This window comes from Geodermatophilus sp. SYSU D00758 (genome assembly GCF_054049955.1).
This window is the reverse complement of sequence record NZ_JBJGYK010000035.1, coordinates 1-15798: the sequence shown is the minus strand read 5'-3', so window position 1 is coordinate 15798 and position 15798 is coordinate 1. Positions and strand designations below refer to the sequence as shown.

The following is a 15798-nucleotide window of genomic DNA, read 5'->3' as shown; positions in this document are numbered from 1 at the left end:
CAGGATCCCGGCATGCCGTTCACCGCCGCCGAGGGCCGCTACGACGCCATGACCTACCGCCGCTGCGGCCGCAGCGGCCTGGACCTGCCCGCGATCAGCCTCGGGCTCTGGCACAACTTCGGGGACGACGTCCCGTTCGAGCGGCAGCGCGCGGTGCTGCGCCGCGCCTTCGACCTGGGCATCACCCACTTCGACCTGGCCAACAACTACGGCCCGCCCTACGGGTCGGCCGAGACCAACTTCGGCCGCCACCTCGCCGACGACCTCGGGCCGTACCGCGACGAGCTCGTCATCTCGACCAAGGCCGGCTACGACATGTGGCCCGGCCCGTACGGCCAGGGCGGCGGCTCCCGCAAGTACCTGCTGGCCAGCCTCGACCAGTCGCTGGCCCGCATGGGCCTGGAGTACGTCGACGTCTTCTACTCGCACCGGCCGGACCCGACGACGCCCATCGAGGAGACGATGGGCGCCCTGGACAGCGCGGTGCGGGCCGGCAAGGCGCTGTACGCCGGGATCTCGTCCTACTCGCCGGAGGACACCGCCCGGGCCGCGGCGATCCTGGCCGACCTGGGGACGCCGCTGCTCATCCACCAGCCGTCCTACTCGATGCTCAACCGCTGGATCGAGACCGAGGGGCTGCTCGACACCCTCGCCGACGTCGGGGCCGGCTGCATCGCCTTCTCGCCGCTGGCCCAGGGGATGCTGACCGGCAAGTACCTCGACGGCATCCCCGAGGGCTCCCGGGCCAGCCAGGACAAGTCCCTGTCGCCGGAGCTGCTCAGCGAGCAGAACCTCGCGCACGTGCGGGCCCTCGCCGGCATCGCCCGCGAGCGCGGCCAGGAGCTGGCCCAGCTCGCGCTCGTGTGGGCGCTGCGGGACCCGCGGGTCACCAGCGTGCTCATCGGCGCGAGCAGCGTGCGGCAGCTGGAGCAGAACGTGGCGGCGCTGGGGGCCCCCGACCTGTCGGAGGAGGAGCTGGCCCGCATCGACCGGCACGCGGTGGAGGGCGGCATCGACCTCTGGCACGGCTCCCGCACCGGGAGCTGACGGCACGGCTCCCGCATCGGGAGCTGACGGCACGGCTCCCGCACCGGGGGCTGACCCGCGGGCGCCGCGCGGCGGCCGCGGACGGTCGCCGGGGGCGTCATCGGAGAGTCATCGTCTCGACATCGGTCCGTGTCGGTCCGCTGGGCATCCATGGAGTGGGGCAGAACGGGAGCCGGTCGAGCAGCGGCCTCACCCGCACCCCAGCGGACACCGGCGCCGCCCCGCGGCGCCCGAACCCCGATGTGCGAGGAGAGAACACGTGAACCTGCGCAGGAACGGACGACGAAGTGCCGTCGTGGGCGCCGGGGCGGCGACCCTGACCGCCGCGGCCCTGGTCCTCGGGCCGGGCACGGCGGTGGGTGCGCCGGCCGACCCGGTCGGCGAGGCGACCCAGGCGGCCCAGGACGCGGCGGAGACGGCGCAGCAGGCGGCCGAGGACGCGGCCCGGGCGGCCCAGGACGCGGCGGACCAGGCGGCCCGGGCGGCCCAGGACGCCGCCGACGCGGCGGGCGACGCGGCGCAGGACGCCGCAGGCGACGTCGACGTCCCGGCGGACCACATGGACTGGCTGCCCGAGGACCTGCGGCAGGACCTGGAGGCCGTGCAGGACCTGCCGGCCGACGAGCGCGCCGACCGGCTGCAGCAGATCTTCAGCGACGCCGTGGCCGGCGAGTACGGCGAGCAGGTCGAGAACTGGGCCGAGCGGATGCTGCAGTTCCTGGACCAGCTGCCCGCGGACCTGCGCAACGACCTGCAGGGCGTCGTCGGCATGGAGCCGCGGCAGGCCCAGGAGCAGCTGCAGCAGATCTGGCAGGGCGTGCTGGGCGGCGAGTACGGCGAGGACGTCCGGATGTGGGGCCGGTGGCTCCAGCAGACGTTCCAGCAGTGGGACCTCGGGACGATCATCCAGGGCATGGATTCCGGCTCGATGATGAACGGCAGCTGATCCGCGCCGGAACGCACACGGGCGGGACACCTGCGCGCGCAGGTGTCCCGCCCGTGGCACATTCGCGGCGTGGGCCCCGAGGACGCGCAGCTCGACGCGCTCGCCGACGAGCTCTACGACGTCCCGCCCGAGGAGTTCACCGCCGCCCGGCGCCGGGCCCAGGAGCGGGTGCGGGCGGGGGGCGACCGCGCCCTGGCTGCGGCGGTCGGGCGGCTGCCGCGCCCCTCGACGGCCGCCTGGGTGTGCAACGTGCTGGCCCGCGAGCGGCGGGCCGAGGTGGCGGGGCTCGTCGAGCTGGGCGGTCTGCTGCGCGAGGCGCAGGAGGGCCTGGCCGGCGACCAGCTGCGGGCGCTGGACCGGCAGCGGTCCGCGCTGCTTGCCGCGCTCACCCGGCAGGCGGCCGCGCTGGCGCGGGAGCGGGGGCACCGGGTCAGCGCCGCGGTCGAGACGCAGGTCACCGGGACCCTCCGGGCCGCCCTCGCCGACCCGGACGCCGGGGCCGCGCTGCTGGCCGGCCGGCTGACCACCGCCCTGTCGTACAGCGGGCTGGGCACCACCGGCGCCCGGCCGGACCTGCGGGTGGTGCCCGCCCCGCCGCCGGTGCACCCGCGCGCCGCGGACCCCCGCCGGCAGCGGGAGGAGGACCGTCGGCGGGAGGAGGCACGGCAGCAGGAGGAGGCCCGTCGACGGGAGGAGGAGGCCCGGCGGGCGGCCGAGGAGCGGCGCCGCCGGGAGGTCGACGCGGCGCGGCAGGCCCTCACCGAGGCCACCGCCCTGGCCGAGGAGGCCGTGGCCGCCGCGGAGGAGGAGCAGCGCCGCGTCGACGCGCTCGGTGCCCGGCGGGACGAGCTCCGCGAGGAGGTCGCCGCACTGGCCGGGGAGCTGACCCGCGCCGAGGATGCGGCCGCCCGGGTGGCCGCCGACCTCGAGCAGGCCGAGCGGCACCGGGCGAACGCCCGCCGCGCGGCCACCCGGGCCGCCACGGCCCGGGACCGGGCGCGGGAGCGGCTCCGCGAGGTCGAGGAGGCCGGGCCGGCCGGGGTCGGCGGCGAGGCCGGGTAGATCAGCCCATCGTCTTCTGGCCGTCGAGGGACTCCCGCAGGATGTCCGCGTGCCCGGCGTGCTGGGCGGTCTCGGCGACGATGTGCAGGAACGCGCGGCGGGCCGAGCGCCGCGCGCCCGGCTCGAACCACGGAGCCTCGGGCAGCGGGTGGGAGACGTCCAGGTCGGGCAGCGTGCGGACCAGGTCGTCGGTCCGCCGGGCGACCTCCTCGTAGTGGGCGAGGACGTCGGCCAGCGTCTCGTCGGGACCCATCCGGAACTCCTCGGCCCAGCGGGCCACCTGCTCGGGGTCGTCCGGCCCGGCCATGACCGACGGGCCCTGCAGGACGAACTCCGCCCACGTGGCCTCGGTGTGCGCGACGTGCTTGACCAGGCCGCCGAGGGTCAGCTCGCTGGCCGTGGTGCGCTGCCGGGCCTGCTCCTCGGTGAGGCCCTGGACGGTGTGGCGGAGGAAGTAGCGGTGCGTCGCCAGCGTCTCCAGCAGGTCGGCCCGCTCGCCGGTGGTGCTCGTCGTCGTGGGGCCCGCCGTCGTGGGGCTCGTCGTCGTGGTCGTGTCGTGGGTCATCGGAGGCCTCCGCGTCGGGGATCGGTGTCCGTGCGCACGACGCTAGGGACCATTGGTGCCAGGTCCTGTCCGCTGTCCTCGGCAGGATGGGCGGCGTGACCGGTCCCGCCGCCCGCGCCCTCCGCCTGCTCGCGCTGCTGCAGCAGCGCCGCTACTGGGCCGGCGGCGACCTCGCCGGCCGGCTCGGCGTCTCGGTGCGCACCCTGCGCCGGGACGTCGAGCGGCTGCGGGAGCTGGGGTACCCCGTGCGTGCGCAGCGCGGGGTCGACGGCGGCTACCAGCTGGCGCCCGGGGCGTCCCTGCCGCCCCTCCTGCTCGACGACGAGGAGGCCGTCGCGCTGGCCGTGGGGCTGCGGACGGCCGCGCAGAGCGCGGTCGCCGGGACGGCGGAGTCCTCGGTGCGCGCGCTGGCCACGGTGGTGCAGGTGATGCCCGCCCGGCTGCGCCGCCGGGTGGAGGCGCTCGGGGCGGTGACCGAGCAGGCCCGCTGGAGCGGGCCCCGCGACGTGGTCGAGCCGGCCGTGCTCACGACCGTGGCCCAGGCCTGCCGCGACACGGAGCGGCTGGCCTTCGACTACACCGCCGCCGACGGCAGCCCCTCCACCCGGGAGGTGGAGCCGCACCGGCTGGTCACCCTCGGCCGCCGCTGGTACCTGGTCGCCTACGACCTCGGCCGCGGCGACTGGCGCAGCTTCCGGCTCGACCGGCTGACCGCGCCCCGGCCCACCGGGGCCCGGGCCGCACCCCGTCGGCTGCCGGCCGAGGACGCGGTCTCCTTCGTGCAGGCCGGGATCGGGGGGATGGCCGGCACCCACCGCGTGGAGGTGCTCGTCGACGCGCCGGCCGACCGGGTGCGCGAGGTCATCGGCCGCTGGGTCCGGGTCGAGGAGGAGGCGCCCGGGCGCAGCCGGGTGCGGATGGAGACCGACGCCCTGGAGTGGCCGGCGCACGCGCTCGGGGTCCTCGGGGCCGAGGTCACCGTGGTCTCGCCGCCGGAGCTGCTCGACCTGCTGCACGAGTGGGGACGGCGGTTCGCGCGGGCCGGTTCCGTCGTACCCCCGCCGTAACGTCCGCCCTGCCAGGGAGCACCGAGAGGGGAGCACCCTCCGACCCGGGGAGGTCACGATGACCCGCACCGTCACCAGCCTCGACGACCTCGACCTGGAGATCGCCGTCGCCTACATCGCCCTCGGCGTGGCCCGCAGCGCCCACGCGCACAGCCCGTCGGGGCCGAACACCCGCAGGGTGGCCGACGCCGTGGCCGAGGTCGACCGCCTCCTCGACGCCCGGCTCGCCACCGCCCGCGCCGCCTGAGCGCGTGGTGGCTCAGCCGCAGGTCGGCCCGTCGTCGGCCGGGCGGGCGATCGGCTCCTGCGGCGGCGTCCCGGTCTCGACCGCGGGGAGGTCGGCCCCGGCCGTCCGGCCGAACTCCTGGGTGGCCCACACCGACCCGTCGGGGGCGCAGTGGACGCCGACGCCGAGCCGGTCCCAGCCCGGGTTGAGCACGTTGGCCCGGTGGTGGTCCGAGCGCATCCAGCCGGCGTGGATCGTCCCGGCCGGAACCGGCCCGGTCGCCCGGAACACGTTCTCGCCGAGGCCCTGGAAGCCCGAGAGCCGGTCCCGCTGCAGCAGCGCCCGGATGTCCTGGTGGGCGAGCTGGTCGCGCTCGGCCATCTCGGCGCTCCAGGCGCGGGCCACGGCGGCCAGGTCCTCGTCCCACTCGACCGGCGCCAGCCCGCGGGCCTCGCGCTCGGCGCCGACCCGCTCGAGGATCGCCCGCGCCATCTCCTCCTCCGCCGGCGACGCGGCCACGGAGGTCTGCGGGGCCGGCGAGACGGTGGTGCCGGCCCCGGGTGTCGTCCCCGTGTCCGGGCCGGACACCGGGACCTCCACGGCGACGCAGCCGCCGACGGCCAGCACGGCCGCCACGAGGGCGGGGAGCAGGGCTCGGCGTGCGGTCATCCCCGTCCCGTACCCGTGTCCCGCCGCGCCGGCGTTGCGGTCCCGTGTCGACCTGCGGACCCCCCGGCGGCTGCGCAGCATCGGGGCATGACCGTTCCCGCACAGCCCCGCACCGCCGTCGTCACCGGGTCGGAGTCCGGCATCGGCCGGGCCGTGGCCGTCGCCCTCGCCGAGGCCGGCTGCGACGTCGGCCTCACCTGGCACCGCGAGCAGGCCGCCGCCGAGGCCACCGCCGAGGAGGTGCGCACCCGGGGGCGCCGGGCCGAGGTGCGCCACCTCGACCTGACCCGGCTGCCCGGGGCCGCGGACGTCGTCGACGACCTGGCCGACGCCCTCGGCGGGGTCGACGTCCTGGTCAACGACGCGGGCACCGGGCACATGAGCCTGCTGCTCGACACCGACTACGCGACCTGGCGGGAGGTGCTGGCCACCGACCTCGACGGCGCCTTCCTGTGCCTGCAGCGCGCCGCCCGCCGGATGGTGGCCGCCGGCCGCGGCGGGCGGGTCGTGAACATCACGAGCGTGCACGAGCACCAGCCCCGGGTGGGCGCGGCGGCCTACTGCGCGGCCAAGGGCGGCCTCGGTCTGCTCACCCGCGTCGCGGCGATCGAGCTCGCCGAGCACGGCGTCACGGTCAACGCGGTGGCACCCGGGGAGATCGCCACGCCGATGACCGGCCAGGAGGACGAGGACCCCACCGCGGCGGGCCACGAGCGTCCCGGCGTCCCGCTGGGCCGGCCCGGGGACGCCCGCGAGGTCGCCGCGGTCGTCGCCTTCCTCGCCTCACCGGAGGCCGGCTACGTCACCGGGGCGTCCTGGTCGGTGGACGGCGGGATGCTGCAGATGGGCCCGATGGCCGGCTCGCACCTCACCTCGGACGACTGGCGCCGTCCCTAGGCGGTGCGGCTGCGCTTGTGCCGGTACAGCTCGGCGTCGGCGCGGCGCAGCAGCTCGTCCAGGGAGTCCCCGGGCCGGGCGGTCGCCACCCCCGCCGACCACGCGGCCGGGTGGCTGCTGCGCAGCCGGGCCAGCAGGTCGCGGGCGCGGCCCTCGTCGGTGTCGGGGAGGCACAGCACGAACTCGTCGCCGCCGTGGCGGCCGAGCAGGTCGGCCCGGCGCAGCTGCGCGCTCCACCGGCGGGCGAGGGCCTGCAGCAGGGCGTCCCCGGCGCCGTGGCCCTCCGTGTCGTTGACCGCCTTGAACCCGTCGAGGTCGAGCACCGCGACGGTCAGGGGCTCGCCGGTGCGCGCGGCGTGCGCCAGCCCGCGCTCGGCCTCGGCCTCCCACGCCCGGCGGTTGGCCAGCCCGGTGAGCGGGTCGGTCCCGGCGGCCCGGTGCAGCTCGCCGGCCATGTGGGCCTGCACCTCGGTGAGCGCCACGACGGTGACCGACGTGGTCAGCCAGGCCGGCAGGAAGCCGGAGGGCTCGGCCGCCAGCGCCCCCGCGCCGGCGAGGACCAGCAGGGCGCCGACGTGCAGCCGGGCCGTGCGCCGGGGCAGGAAGTGGGCGCTGAAGACCCCCAGGGTCACCATGGCCGGCCCGAGGCCCACGACGCCCACGGCGGTGGCCGACCGCCAGGCGAGCAGCCCGACCAGCGCCGACATGAGGAGCACCGCGGTGTGCACCGCCCCGGTGCCCAGCCGGTCACGGCGAAGCCACAGCAGCGCGGCACCGGCCGTGCCGGTGGCGGCGAGGGCCCACAGCAGGGGCACGGGGGTGCGGGAGGACATCGGCGTCAGCGCGCCGACCGCGCACAGCGCCGCGCTCACCCCGTAGAGCAGCGCCAGCAGCGCGGCAGCGCCCGTCCGTCCCCCTCGCACGGCGGGAGGATCGGCCGGACGGGGGACCGCCCGTAGCGGGGCGTCACCGCACCCCGCCCCAACGGGTGACGCCTCCGCCCGGTCCCCCCGTCACCCGGCGGCTGCACCCGGTCGCGACGCCCGGGGACCGGTAGCGGATCCCGCCCCCGGGGCGCGGCCGCGCCGCCCGGGGACCGGGCGGCGCCTACCCTGCCGCCATGTCCGTACCCGGTGCGGCCGCCGTGCGCGTCCCGCCGTTCCCCGACGACGCCTTCTCCCGCGTGCTCTGCGTCGTGGCGCACCCGGACGACGTGGAGTACGGCACCTCCTCGGCCGTCGCCGCGTGGACCGCCCGCGGCATCGACGTGTCCTACCTCCTCCTCACCCGCGGGGAGGCGGGCATGGACGCCTGCCCTCCCGACCGGACCCGCGAGCTGCGGACCCGGGAGCAGCTGCGCGCGGCCGAGGCGGTCGGCGTCTCCGAGGTGACCTTCCTCGACCACCCCGACGGGGTGCTGGAGTACGGGCTGGGGTTGCGCCGGGACATCGCGCGGGTGATCCGCGGCTCCCGGCCCGATGCCGTCCTCGTCGGGTCGTGGGACGTCGAGTTCGCGGCCGGCCTCAACCAGGCCGACCACCGGGTCGCCGGGCTCGCCGCCCTCGACGCGGTCCGGGACGCCGGCAACCGCTGGGTGTTCCCCGACCTCCTCGACGAGGGCCTGGAGCCGCACGCGGCCCGGTGGCTGCTCGTCGGCGGTGACCCGCGGCCCACGCACGGGGTCGACGTCAGCGGCGAGGCGCTCGAGCGCGGCATCGCCTCGCTGGAGGCGCACGGCGAGTACCTCGCCGGCATCCCCGGGCACCCGCCGCCCCGGCTGATGATCACCGGGATCACCGCGCTGCAGGGCCGGGCGATGGGCGTGCCGCACGCGGTGCTGCTCCGTGCCTTCGACTTCTCCGCCCCGCCGCCGATCGCGCTGGAGGCGATGGCGGCCGCGTCGTCCGCCTGACCGGCCCGGCCGTCACCCGCCGGTGAGCTCGGTGGGGACGGCGATGACGTCGACCATCGCGCCGTGCCGGTGCACCGTCACCGGCAGCGGCCGCCCGATCGCCTCGGCGAACAGCCGCCGCTGCAGGCTCTGCGCCTCCGCGACCGGCGCCCGCCCGGCCTCCAGCACCAGGTCGCCGGCCTTGAGCCCGGCCCGGTCCGCCGGGGAACCCGGCACCACGTCGACCACCCGCAGGCCGCGCCGTCGACCGGTGCGCTCGGCGAGCGGGGCGGGCAGGGGCGCCGGGGTGCTGACCAGCCCGAGGTAGGCGCGGCGGACCCGGCCGTCGCGCACCAGCGCGTCGACGATCCGCCGGGTCGTGTCGTTGACCGGCACCGCCAGGCCCAGCCCCCACCCGGCGACCGCGGTGTTGACCCCGACGACCCGGCCGGCCGCGTCGGCGAGCGCCCCGCCGGAGTTGCCCGGGTTGAGCGCGGCGTCGGTCTGGATGACGTCCTCGACCACCCGGGCGGTCCGGCCGTCGCGGGTGGGCAGCGAGCGGCCGAGCCCGCTGACCACGCCGGCGGTCACCGACCCGGCCAGGCCCAGGGGGTTGCCGACCGCGACGACCAGCTGGCCGACCCGCAGCCCGGCGGCGTCGCCGAGCACCGCCGGCGCGGGCGTCGCCTCCCGGGCGCGGACCACCGCGAGGTCGGAGAGGGGGTCGGCGCCGACCACGTCGACGTCGCTCTCGCTGCCGTCGGCGAACACCGCCCGGCCCCGGCGCGCCCGGTCGACGACGTGGGCGTTGGTGAGCAGCAGCCGCTCCCCGGGGACGACGACGGCCGAGCCGGCGCCCCCGCGCCCACCCGGACCCGTGACCTGCAGGGCGGCGACGTGCGGGGTCAGCTCGGCCGCGACGGCGGTGACGACGCGCGAGTAGGCGTCCAGCGCGGCGGTGGTGTCGGACACCGGGGGAACGGTCACGGCGACCTCCTGATTACACTATTACAGGCTCCAGGGAACGCCTCCGCGGCCCACCGTGCCGCCCGTCACGCCGACGGCGAACACGCGTCGGGCACCAGGTCCCGCAGCAGCGAGCACACCGTGCGGTCGGCGTGGTCGGCGGCCGACCAGCCCCGCTCGCCGACCAGGTGGGCGTAGGTCGAGGGCTGCACCCGCGCCCACGTCCAGTCGGTGGCCTCGTCCACGGTCCAGGCGGGGTGCAGCCGATCGGCGTCGGCCAGCCGTGCCACCGCGGCCCTCAGCACCTCGCGGAGCTCCCCCATGCGGTCGCGCCACGCCTCACCCCCCGCCTCGCCGGTGACGAGTGCCGCCTCGAGCGCGCGGGCGACCGGCAGGACGTCGGGCAGGTAGGCCAGCCAGGCGCGGATCACCGCGACGTACCCCTGCACCGGCGGAAGCCTCGTGGCGGCGGCGAGCCGGCCCGGCAGGCCGCTGGTCCGGTCGTGGTGCCGGGTCAGCGCGAGGAGCAGGCCGGCCCGGTTGCCGAAGTGGAAGTACAGGAGCTGGCGCGACACCCCGGCGTCACGGGCGACCGACTGCAGGGTCACCGCCTCCAGCCCTTCCCGGCGGACCCGGTCCCAGGCCGCGGTGAGGATCCGCGCCCGGGTCGGTCCCGACAGATCCGTGGTCGCCACGGGGCCATCGTCCCACCTGTCTTGACACGTGTCATAGCGCCGAGCAGGCTTTGACACGTGTAAAACTCCTTCCTCGGAGGTGGACCGTGTGGACCAGCCCGTACGACGACCTGCCACCCCTGGACCGCTCGCTGCCGCGCCTCGTGGCCGAGGGGGCGGCCCGCCGGCCGGAGGCGCCGGCCCTGCTCTCCCCGGCAGGGGAGGTGCTGGCCACCCGCGCCGAGCTGGGGGAGCGCGCCGCGCGGTGGGCGGTACTGCTGTCCCGACGCGGCCTGGGGCGCGGTGACGTGCTGGCGCTGTGGGCGCCCAACTCGGCTCCCTGGGTCGAGGTGGCCCTCGCCACCCAGCGGGTGGGTGCCGCGGTCACCGGCGTCCCGCCGCAGGCGGCCGACCGGGAGGTCCGCCACCAGCTCGACCGCACCGGGGCCACCCTGGTCGTCGCCGACCCGGCGCTCGTCACGCGGGCGCAGACCCTGGCCGAGGGCACCGGGGTGGGAGCGGTCCTGCCGCTGGACGCCGAGCCGCCGGCCGCGCGCGGCGCGCTGCCGCCGGAGCCGGGCCCGGACGACGTCGCGGCACTGCCCATGTCGAGCGGCACGAGCGGCCCGCCGAAGGCCGTCGTCCTCACCCACCGCAACCTCACCGCGGGTGCGCTGCAGATCGCCGGGGGGCTCCGGCTCGCCGACCGGGACGTCGTGCTGGCGCTCGCCCCGTTCCCCCACGTGATGGGCCTCGTGGTCACGCTGGCCGCCCCGCTGGTCCGCGGTGCGGCCGTCGTCCCGCTGCCGCGGCCCTCGCTGCCGGCCGTCCTGGAGGCCGTCGAGGGTGCACGCGTCACCGTCCTCGCCGTCCCGCCGCCGCTGCTGGTGGCACTGGCCTCCGCTCCGCAGGTCGACGGCTACGACCTCTCCTCCGTCGAGCTCCTCGCCGCCGGGGGAGCGCCGGTCCCGGCCGCGCTGCAGGAGCGCGCCGCCCGGCGCTTCCCCGAGGCCGTGCTGGCCCAGGGGTACGGGATGACGGAGACGAGCGTGGCCATCCCGACGCCGGACCGGTCCCGCGGGACGCCGCCCGGCGCGGTCGGCCGGCTGGCGCCGGGCAACCGGCTGCGCGTCGTCGACCCGGCGACCGGGGCGGACCTCGGGCCGGGGGAGCGCGGCGAGTTCTGGGTGCAGGGGCCGGGCGTGACCCCGGGCTACCGCGGTGACGCGGCCGCCACCGCGGAGCTGCTGACCGCCGACGGCTGGCTGCGCACCGGTGACCTCGGCTGGGTCGACGACGCCGGGGACCTGCACGTGGTCGACCGGCTCAAGGACCTCCTCAAGGTCGGCGGGCGGCAGGTCGCCCCCGCGGAGCTCGAGGAGCTGTTGCTCAGCCACCCCGCGGTCGTCGACGCCGCCGTCGCCGGGCGGCCGGACGCCGTGCAGGGCGAGGTCCCGGTCGCGCACGTCGTGCCGCGCGGTCCGCTGGACCCGGTCGCGCTCGCCGACTGGGTCGCCGGGCAGGTCTCCCCCCACAAGCGGCTGCGCGAGGTGGTCCTCGCCGACGCGCTGCCGCGGTCCCCGGCCGGCAAGCTCGCCCGCCGCTGCCTCGCCGGCGCACCGGCCGGCGCACCGGCCGGCGGACCGGTCGCGGCGGGCGCCGCGGGGGCGGGCCCGTGATACTGGCGCGGTGACGGTCTCGGCGGCCGCGCGTCGCGAGGCGGCGTCGCAGGCGTGGCAGCGGCTGCGACCGGTGCTGGCCGCCGACGCCGGCGCCGCGCTCGGCGAGGAGGAGGCCGACGCCTTCCTCGCCCGCGCCGACCTCGCCCTGCACGACCTGCACGAGCCGCTGGCCGTCCTCTACGGCGAGCGGGCCGACGCCCTGTTCGAGCGGGTCCTGCGGGCGGCGGTGGCGGCGGCCCGGGAGCGGCCCGCGGCGCTGCGCCGGCTGGACCGCCGCCGGGAGATCGACCCGGCCTGGTACCAGCGGGCGCGGATGCAGGGCTACGTCTGCTACGTCGACCGGTTCTGCGGCACGCTGGACCGGCTGCCCGACCACCTCGACCACCTGGCCGAGCTGGGCACCACCTACCTGCACCTCATGCCTCTGCTGCGCCCGCGCGAGGGGGAGAACGACGGCGGCTACGCGGTCGCCGACTACCGCTCGGTCGACCCGCGGCTGGGGACCATGGCCGACCTCGAGGCGGTGGCCGCGGCCCTGCACGAGCGCGGCATGAGCCTGTGCATCGACCTGGTGCTCAACCACACGGCCCGCGAGCACCCGTGGGCGCAGGGCTGGCTGGCCGGCGACCCCGCCTACGCCGGCTTCTACACCGCCTTCCCCGACCGGTCGATGCCCGACGCCTACGACGCCACCATCCCGGAGGTGTTCCCCGACCGGGCGCCGGGCTCGTTCAGCTGGGTGCCCGAGGCCTGCGGCGGTGCCGGCGGCTGGGTGTGGACGACGTTCTGGCCCTACCAGTGGGACCTGGACTACACCAACCCCGAGGTGACCCTCGCGATGCTGGGCGAGATCACCTGGCTGGCCAACCGCGGGGTCGACGTCTTCCGCATGGACGCCGTCCCGTTCATGTGGAAGCGCCTGGGCACCACCTGCCAGAACCAGCCCGAGGGGCACTCGCTGCTGCAGCTGCTGCACGCCGCCACCCGGCTGGCCGCGCCCGGCGTGGTGTTCAAGGCCGAGGCGATCGTCTCGCCCGACGACCTGGTGGCCTACCTCGGCGGCCACGACCGGTACCGGCCCGAGTGCGAGCTGGCCTACCACAACTCGCTCATGGTGCTGCTGTGGAGCAGCCTGGCCACCGGTGACGCCCGGCTGGCCCGGGCCGCGCTCGGCCGGATGCGGCCGGTCCCGCCGACCGCGACGTGGGTGACCTACGTGCGCGGTCACGACGACATCGGCTGGGCGGTCACCGACTCCGACGCCGCGGCGGTCGGCCTCGACGGGTTCGCCCACCGCCGCTTCCTCAACGACTTCTACTCCGGCCGCTTCCCCGGGTCCTCCGCCCGCGGCGCGCTGTTCCAGGAGAACGAGGTCACCGGCGACGCCCGCGTCTCCGGGTCCGCCGCGTCGCTGTGCGGCATCGAGGCGGCCCTGGAGTCCGGTGACCCCGCGGCGCTGGAGGCCGGGATCCGCCGGCTGGTGCTGCTGTACTCGGTCATCCACGCCTGGGGCGGCATCCCGCTGCTGTACATGGGCGACGAGCTGGCGCTGCGCAACGACGCCGGCTACCTCCAGGACCCCGAGCGCGCCCCGGACAACCGCTGGATGCACCGCCCGCCGATGGACTGGGCGGCCGCGGCCCGGAGGCACGACCCGGCCACGCTGGAGGGCCGGGTGTTCGGGGCGCTGCGCCGGCTGGGGGAGGTGCGCCGGTCCCTGCTCGCGCTGCGCGGGGGCACGGAGTCCCGGCTCCTGGACGCCGGCAGCGACGCCGTCCTGGCCTGGCACCGCAAGCACCCCCGGAGCGGGGCGTTCGTCGGGTTGGCCAACTTCGCGCCGACGGCCCAGGAGGTCGACGCCGACACCGTCACCGGGTTCGGGACGTTCGAGCAGGTGCACGGCAGCGACGGCCCGCTGGGCGTCCGGGACGGCCGGCTGCTCGTGCCCGGGCTGGGCTTCGCCTGGTTCGCCGAGCCGTGAGCGCTCCCGGCGCCCCGGCCGCGGGGGAGACCATCGGGGTGGAGGAGGAGTTCCACCTCGTCGACCCGGGCAGCGGCGCGCTCACCGGCAGCCCGGAGGTCGCGGCCGAGGCGCTGGCCGGTGCGGCCGGCGACCTGGTCAAGGCGGAGATCGTCACCTCCCAGCTCGAGACCGGCACCGTCGTCTGCCGCGACCTCGGCGAGCTGCGGGCCGGGGTCGTCGCCGCCCGGGAGGCGGCCGCCGCCGCGGCGGCCCGCGGCGGGCTGGCCCTGCTCCCGGCCTCCACGCACCCGTTCGGCTCGTGGCGCGACCAGGAGCTGACCCCCGACGACCGGTACCGCGACATCGTCGACCGCTGGGCGCTGCTGGCCCTGCAGCAGGACATCTGCGGCTGCCACGTGCACGTCGGCGTCCCCGACCTGGACACCGCGGTGGCGGTCATGGACCGCGCCCGCCCGTACCTGCCGGTGCTGCTGGCCCTCACCGGCAGCTCGCCCTTCCACGGCGGCCGCGACACCGGCTACGAGAGCTTCCGCACCCAGTGGTGGACCCGCTGGCCCAACGCCGGCGCGCCCGAGCCGGTCGGGGACGGCGCCCGGTTCCGGGCCCTGGTCGAGGGGCTGGTCGCCTCGGGCGTGGTCAAGGACGCCACCCACCTGTACTGGGACGTCCGGCCCTCGGTGCGCTGGCCGACCCTGGAGTTCCGGCTGGGCGACGTCTGCACCCTGGTGGACGACGCCGTGCTGTTCGCGGCGCTGGTGCGCTCGCTGGTGCGGGTGCTCGCCGGCCGGGCCGCCCGGGGGGAACCGGTGCCCGACGTCCGGCCCGAGCTGATGCGTGCGGCCCGCTGGCGGGCGGCCCGGCACGGCCTGGGCGGCGAGCTGTTCGACCCCGTGGCCCGGCGGCTGGTCCCGGCGGGGGAGGCGGTCGCGGCGCTGCTGGCCGAGCTGGAGGAGGACCTGCGCGGGCACGGGGAGTGGGCCGAGGTCCGCGAGCTGCTCACCGGGCTGCAGCGCCGCGGCACCTCGGCGGCCCGCCAGCGCCGCGTCCTCGCCCGGACCGGCGACCCCCGGGCCGTGGTGGCCGCGGTCGTCGCGGAGGGCCGGGCCGGCTGAGGCGTGCCCGCCGTCCTCCGGGGTACCGGAACGCGCATGACCGACCAGCGCCCCCTCGCCCTCGTCACCGGAGCCTCCAGCGGGATCGGCCTGGAGCTGGCCCGCCAGTTCGCCGGCGCCGGCTTCGACCTCGTCCTCAACGCCGAGGACGACGAGCTCGGCGCGGCCGCGGACTCCCTGCGCGCCGGCGGGACGACCGTGACCCCGGTGCAGGCGGACCTGCGTGCCATCGCCGGCGTCGAGGCCGTGTGGTCGGCGGTGCAGGCCACCGGCCGCCCGCTCGCGGCCGCCGCGCTCAACGCCGGCGTGGGCCGGGGCGGGGCCTTCGTCGAGGACGACCTCGAGAGCCAGATGGGGGTCATCGACCTCAACGTGGTCTCCACCGTGCGGCTGGCCCACCACGTGCTGCGCGACATGGTGGCCCGCGGGGAGGGGCGGGTGCTCATCACCTCCTCGGTGGCCTCCACCATGCCGGGGGCGTTCCAGGCCGTCTACAACGCCTCCAAGTCCTTCCTCCAGTCGTTCTCCGAGGCGCTGGTCGAGGAGCTGGCCGGCACCGGGGTCACCGTCACCTCGCTGATGCCCGGCCCGACCGACACCGAGTTCTTCGACCGCGCGCAGCTGCAGGACACCCGGATCGGCTCCGGCCCGAAGGACGACCCGGCCCAGGTCGCCGAGCAGGGCTTCACGGCCCTCATGAAGGGCGAGCAGAAGGTCTTCGCCGGGTCGCTGATGTCGCGGGTGCAGGCGGTGGCCTCCGGGCTGATCCCGGACCGGCTCAAGTCCAAGGCGCACCGGCAGATGGCCGAGCCGGGGTCCGGCGGGTGAGCGCCCCCGGGCGGCGGGCGGCGGGCGGCACGCTGGAGAGCCGTCCGCGCGCGGTCCTGGCCGCGCCCCCCGGCCCCGGCGTGCACGACCTGCGCCACGGCCCCCGGGCCGCGGGGCGGCTGGCCGTTCCGCCCCGGGCGGCGCGGGCCCGCCCCCCGCTCGGGTAATTTCACGGCGCCGGC

At 77.4% G+C, this 15798-nt stretch carries 16 protein-coding genes; 11 read left to right on the top strand and 5 right to left on the bottom strand.

What is annotated here, in order from left to right:
* The first annotated feature begins 12 nt into the window (after positions 1–12).
* The 3 genes from mgrA (at position 13) to ACI8AC_RS19940 (ending at position 3055) form a co-directional block, all read left to right on the top strand.
* Positions 13–1047 carry an L-glyceraldehyde 3-phosphate reductase gene (gene mgrA, locus ACI8AC_RS19950; protein ID WP_456899576.1) on the top strand — a complete coding sequence of 345 codons (1035 nt, stop codon included), beginning with the start codon at positions 13–15 and terminating at the stop codon, positions 1045–1047.
* Positions 1048–1306: 259 nt separating this feature from the next.
* Positions 1307–1993 carry a hypothetical protein gene (locus ACI8AC_RS19945; RefSeq protein WP_456899575.1) on the top strand — a complete coding sequence of 229 codons (687 nt, stop codon included), beginning with the start codon at positions 1307–1309 and terminating at the stop codon, positions 1991–1993.
* 69 nt (positions 1994–2062) lie between these two features.
* Positions 2063–3055, top strand: coding sequence for a hypothetical protein (locus ACI8AC_RS19940; RefSeq protein WP_456899574.1), 993 nt, complete (start codon positions 2063–2065; stop codon positions 3053–3055).
* 1 nt (position 3056) lies between these two features.
* On the opposite strand, the gene ACI8AC_RS19935 is transcribed toward ACI8AC_RS19940, so the two are convergent.
* Positions 3057–3620: a DinB family protein gene (locus ACI8AC_RS19935; RefSeq protein WP_456899573.1), complete on the bottom strand. Its 564-nt coding sequence runs from the start codon at positions 3618–3620 to the stop codon at positions 3057–3059.
* A gap of 95 nt (positions 3621–3715) precedes the next feature.
* On the opposite strand from ACI8AC_RS19935, the gene ACI8AC_RS19930 reads away from it, so the two are divergent.
* Together ACI8AC_RS19930 and ACI8AC_RS19925 are read left to right on the top strand one after the other, a co-directional pair.
* On the top strand, positions 3716–4687 hold the full coding sequence (locus ACI8AC_RS19930) for a helix-turn-helix transcriptional regulator (protein WP_456899572.1): 972 nt from the start codon (positions 3716–3718) through the stop codon (positions 4685–4687).
* Positions 4688–4745: 58 nt separating this feature from the next.
* The gene (locus tag ACI8AC_RS19925) at positions 4746–4934 is read left to right on the top strand and encodes a hypothetical protein (protein WP_456899571.1); all 189 of its coding nucleotides are present in this window, start codon (positions 4746–4748) and stop codon (positions 4932–4934) included.
* Between the two features lie 12 nt (positions 4935–4946).
* Here the strand turns inward: ACI8AC_RS19925 and ACI8AC_RS19920 are convergent, their stop codons facing one another.
* Positions 4947–5582 (bottom strand): CAP domain-containing protein, encoded by a 636-nt coding sequence (locus tag ACI8AC_RS19920; RefSeq protein ID WP_456899570.1) that lies wholly within the window; start codon positions 5580–5582, stop codon positions 4947–4949.
* 87 nt (positions 5583–5669) lie between these two features.
* On the opposite strand from ACI8AC_RS19920, the gene ACI8AC_RS19915 reads away from it, so the two are divergent.
* Positions 5670–6479, top strand: a complete 810-nt coding sequence (locus ACI8AC_RS19915; protein ID WP_456899569.1) for an SDR family oxidoreductase — start codon at positions 5670–5672, stop codon at positions 6477–6479.
* Here ACI8AC_RS19915 and ACI8AC_RS19910 read toward each other — a convergent pair.
* Positions 6476–7402, bottom strand: a complete 927-nt coding sequence (locus ACI8AC_RS19910) for a GGDEF domain-containing protein (protein ID WP_456899568.1) — start codon at positions 7400–7402, stop codon at positions 6476–6478. The genes ACI8AC_RS19915 and ACI8AC_RS19910 overlap by 4 nt on opposite strands.
* A 197-nt stretch (positions 7403–7599) precedes the next feature.
* Here ACI8AC_RS19910 and ACI8AC_RS19905 point away from each other — a divergent pair, with 197 nt between their 5' ends.
* The gene (locus ACI8AC_RS19905) at positions 7600–8391 is read left to right on the top strand and encodes a PIG-L deacetylase family protein (RefSeq protein ID WP_456899567.1); all 792 of its coding nucleotides are present in this window, start codon (positions 7600–7602) and stop codon (positions 8389–8391) included.
* Positions 8392–8403: 12 nt separating this feature from the next.
* Here the strand turns inward: ACI8AC_RS19905 and ACI8AC_RS19900 are convergent, their stop codons facing one another.
* Both ACI8AC_RS19900 and ACI8AC_RS19895 read right to left on the bottom strand, forming a co-directional pair.
* The gene (locus ACI8AC_RS19900; protein WP_456899566.1) at positions 8404–9357 is read right to left on the bottom strand and encodes a S1C family serine protease; all 954 of its coding nucleotides are present in this window, start codon (positions 9355–9357) and stop codon (positions 8404–8406) included.
* 65 nt (positions 9358–9422) lie between these two features.
* Complete coding sequence (locus ACI8AC_RS19895) at positions 9423–10031, bottom strand: TetR/AcrR family transcriptional regulator (RefSeq protein WP_456899565.1); 609 nt, start codon at positions 10029–10031, stop codon at positions 9423–9425.
* An 86-nt stretch (positions 10032–10117) separates the two neighbouring features.
* Here ACI8AC_RS19895 and ACI8AC_RS19890 point away from each other — a divergent pair, with 86 nt between their 5' ends.
* From ACI8AC_RS19890 to ACI8AC_RS19875, 4 genes are read left to right on the top strand one after another with little or no spacing between them, the layout of a single operon-like run.
* Positions 10118–11689, top strand: a complete 1572-nt coding sequence (locus tag ACI8AC_RS19890; RefSeq protein WP_456899564.1) for an AMP-binding protein — start codon at positions 10118–10120, stop codon at positions 11687–11689.
* Positions 11690–11699: 10 nt separating this feature from the next.
* On the top strand, positions 11700–13673 hold the full coding sequence (locus ACI8AC_RS19885; RefSeq protein WP_456899563.1) for an alpha-amylase family protein: 1974 nt from the start codon (positions 11700–11702) through the stop codon (positions 13671–13673).
* A complete protein-coding gene (locus tag ACI8AC_RS19880; RefSeq protein WP_456899562.1) occupies positions 13670–14788 on the top strand; it encodes a carboxylate-amine ligase in 1119 nt (372 codons plus the stop codon). The genes ACI8AC_RS19885 and ACI8AC_RS19880 overlap by 4 nt, the downstream gene beginning before the upstream one ends.
* 36 nt (positions 14789–14824) lie before the next feature.
* Positions 14825–15616 (top strand): SDR family NAD(P)-dependent oxidoreductase, encoded by a 792-nt coding sequence (locus tag ACI8AC_RS19875; RefSeq protein WP_456899561.1) that lies wholly within the window; start codon positions 14825–14827, stop codon positions 15614–15616.
* The last annotated feature ends 182 nt before the right edge of the window (positions 15617–15798 follow it).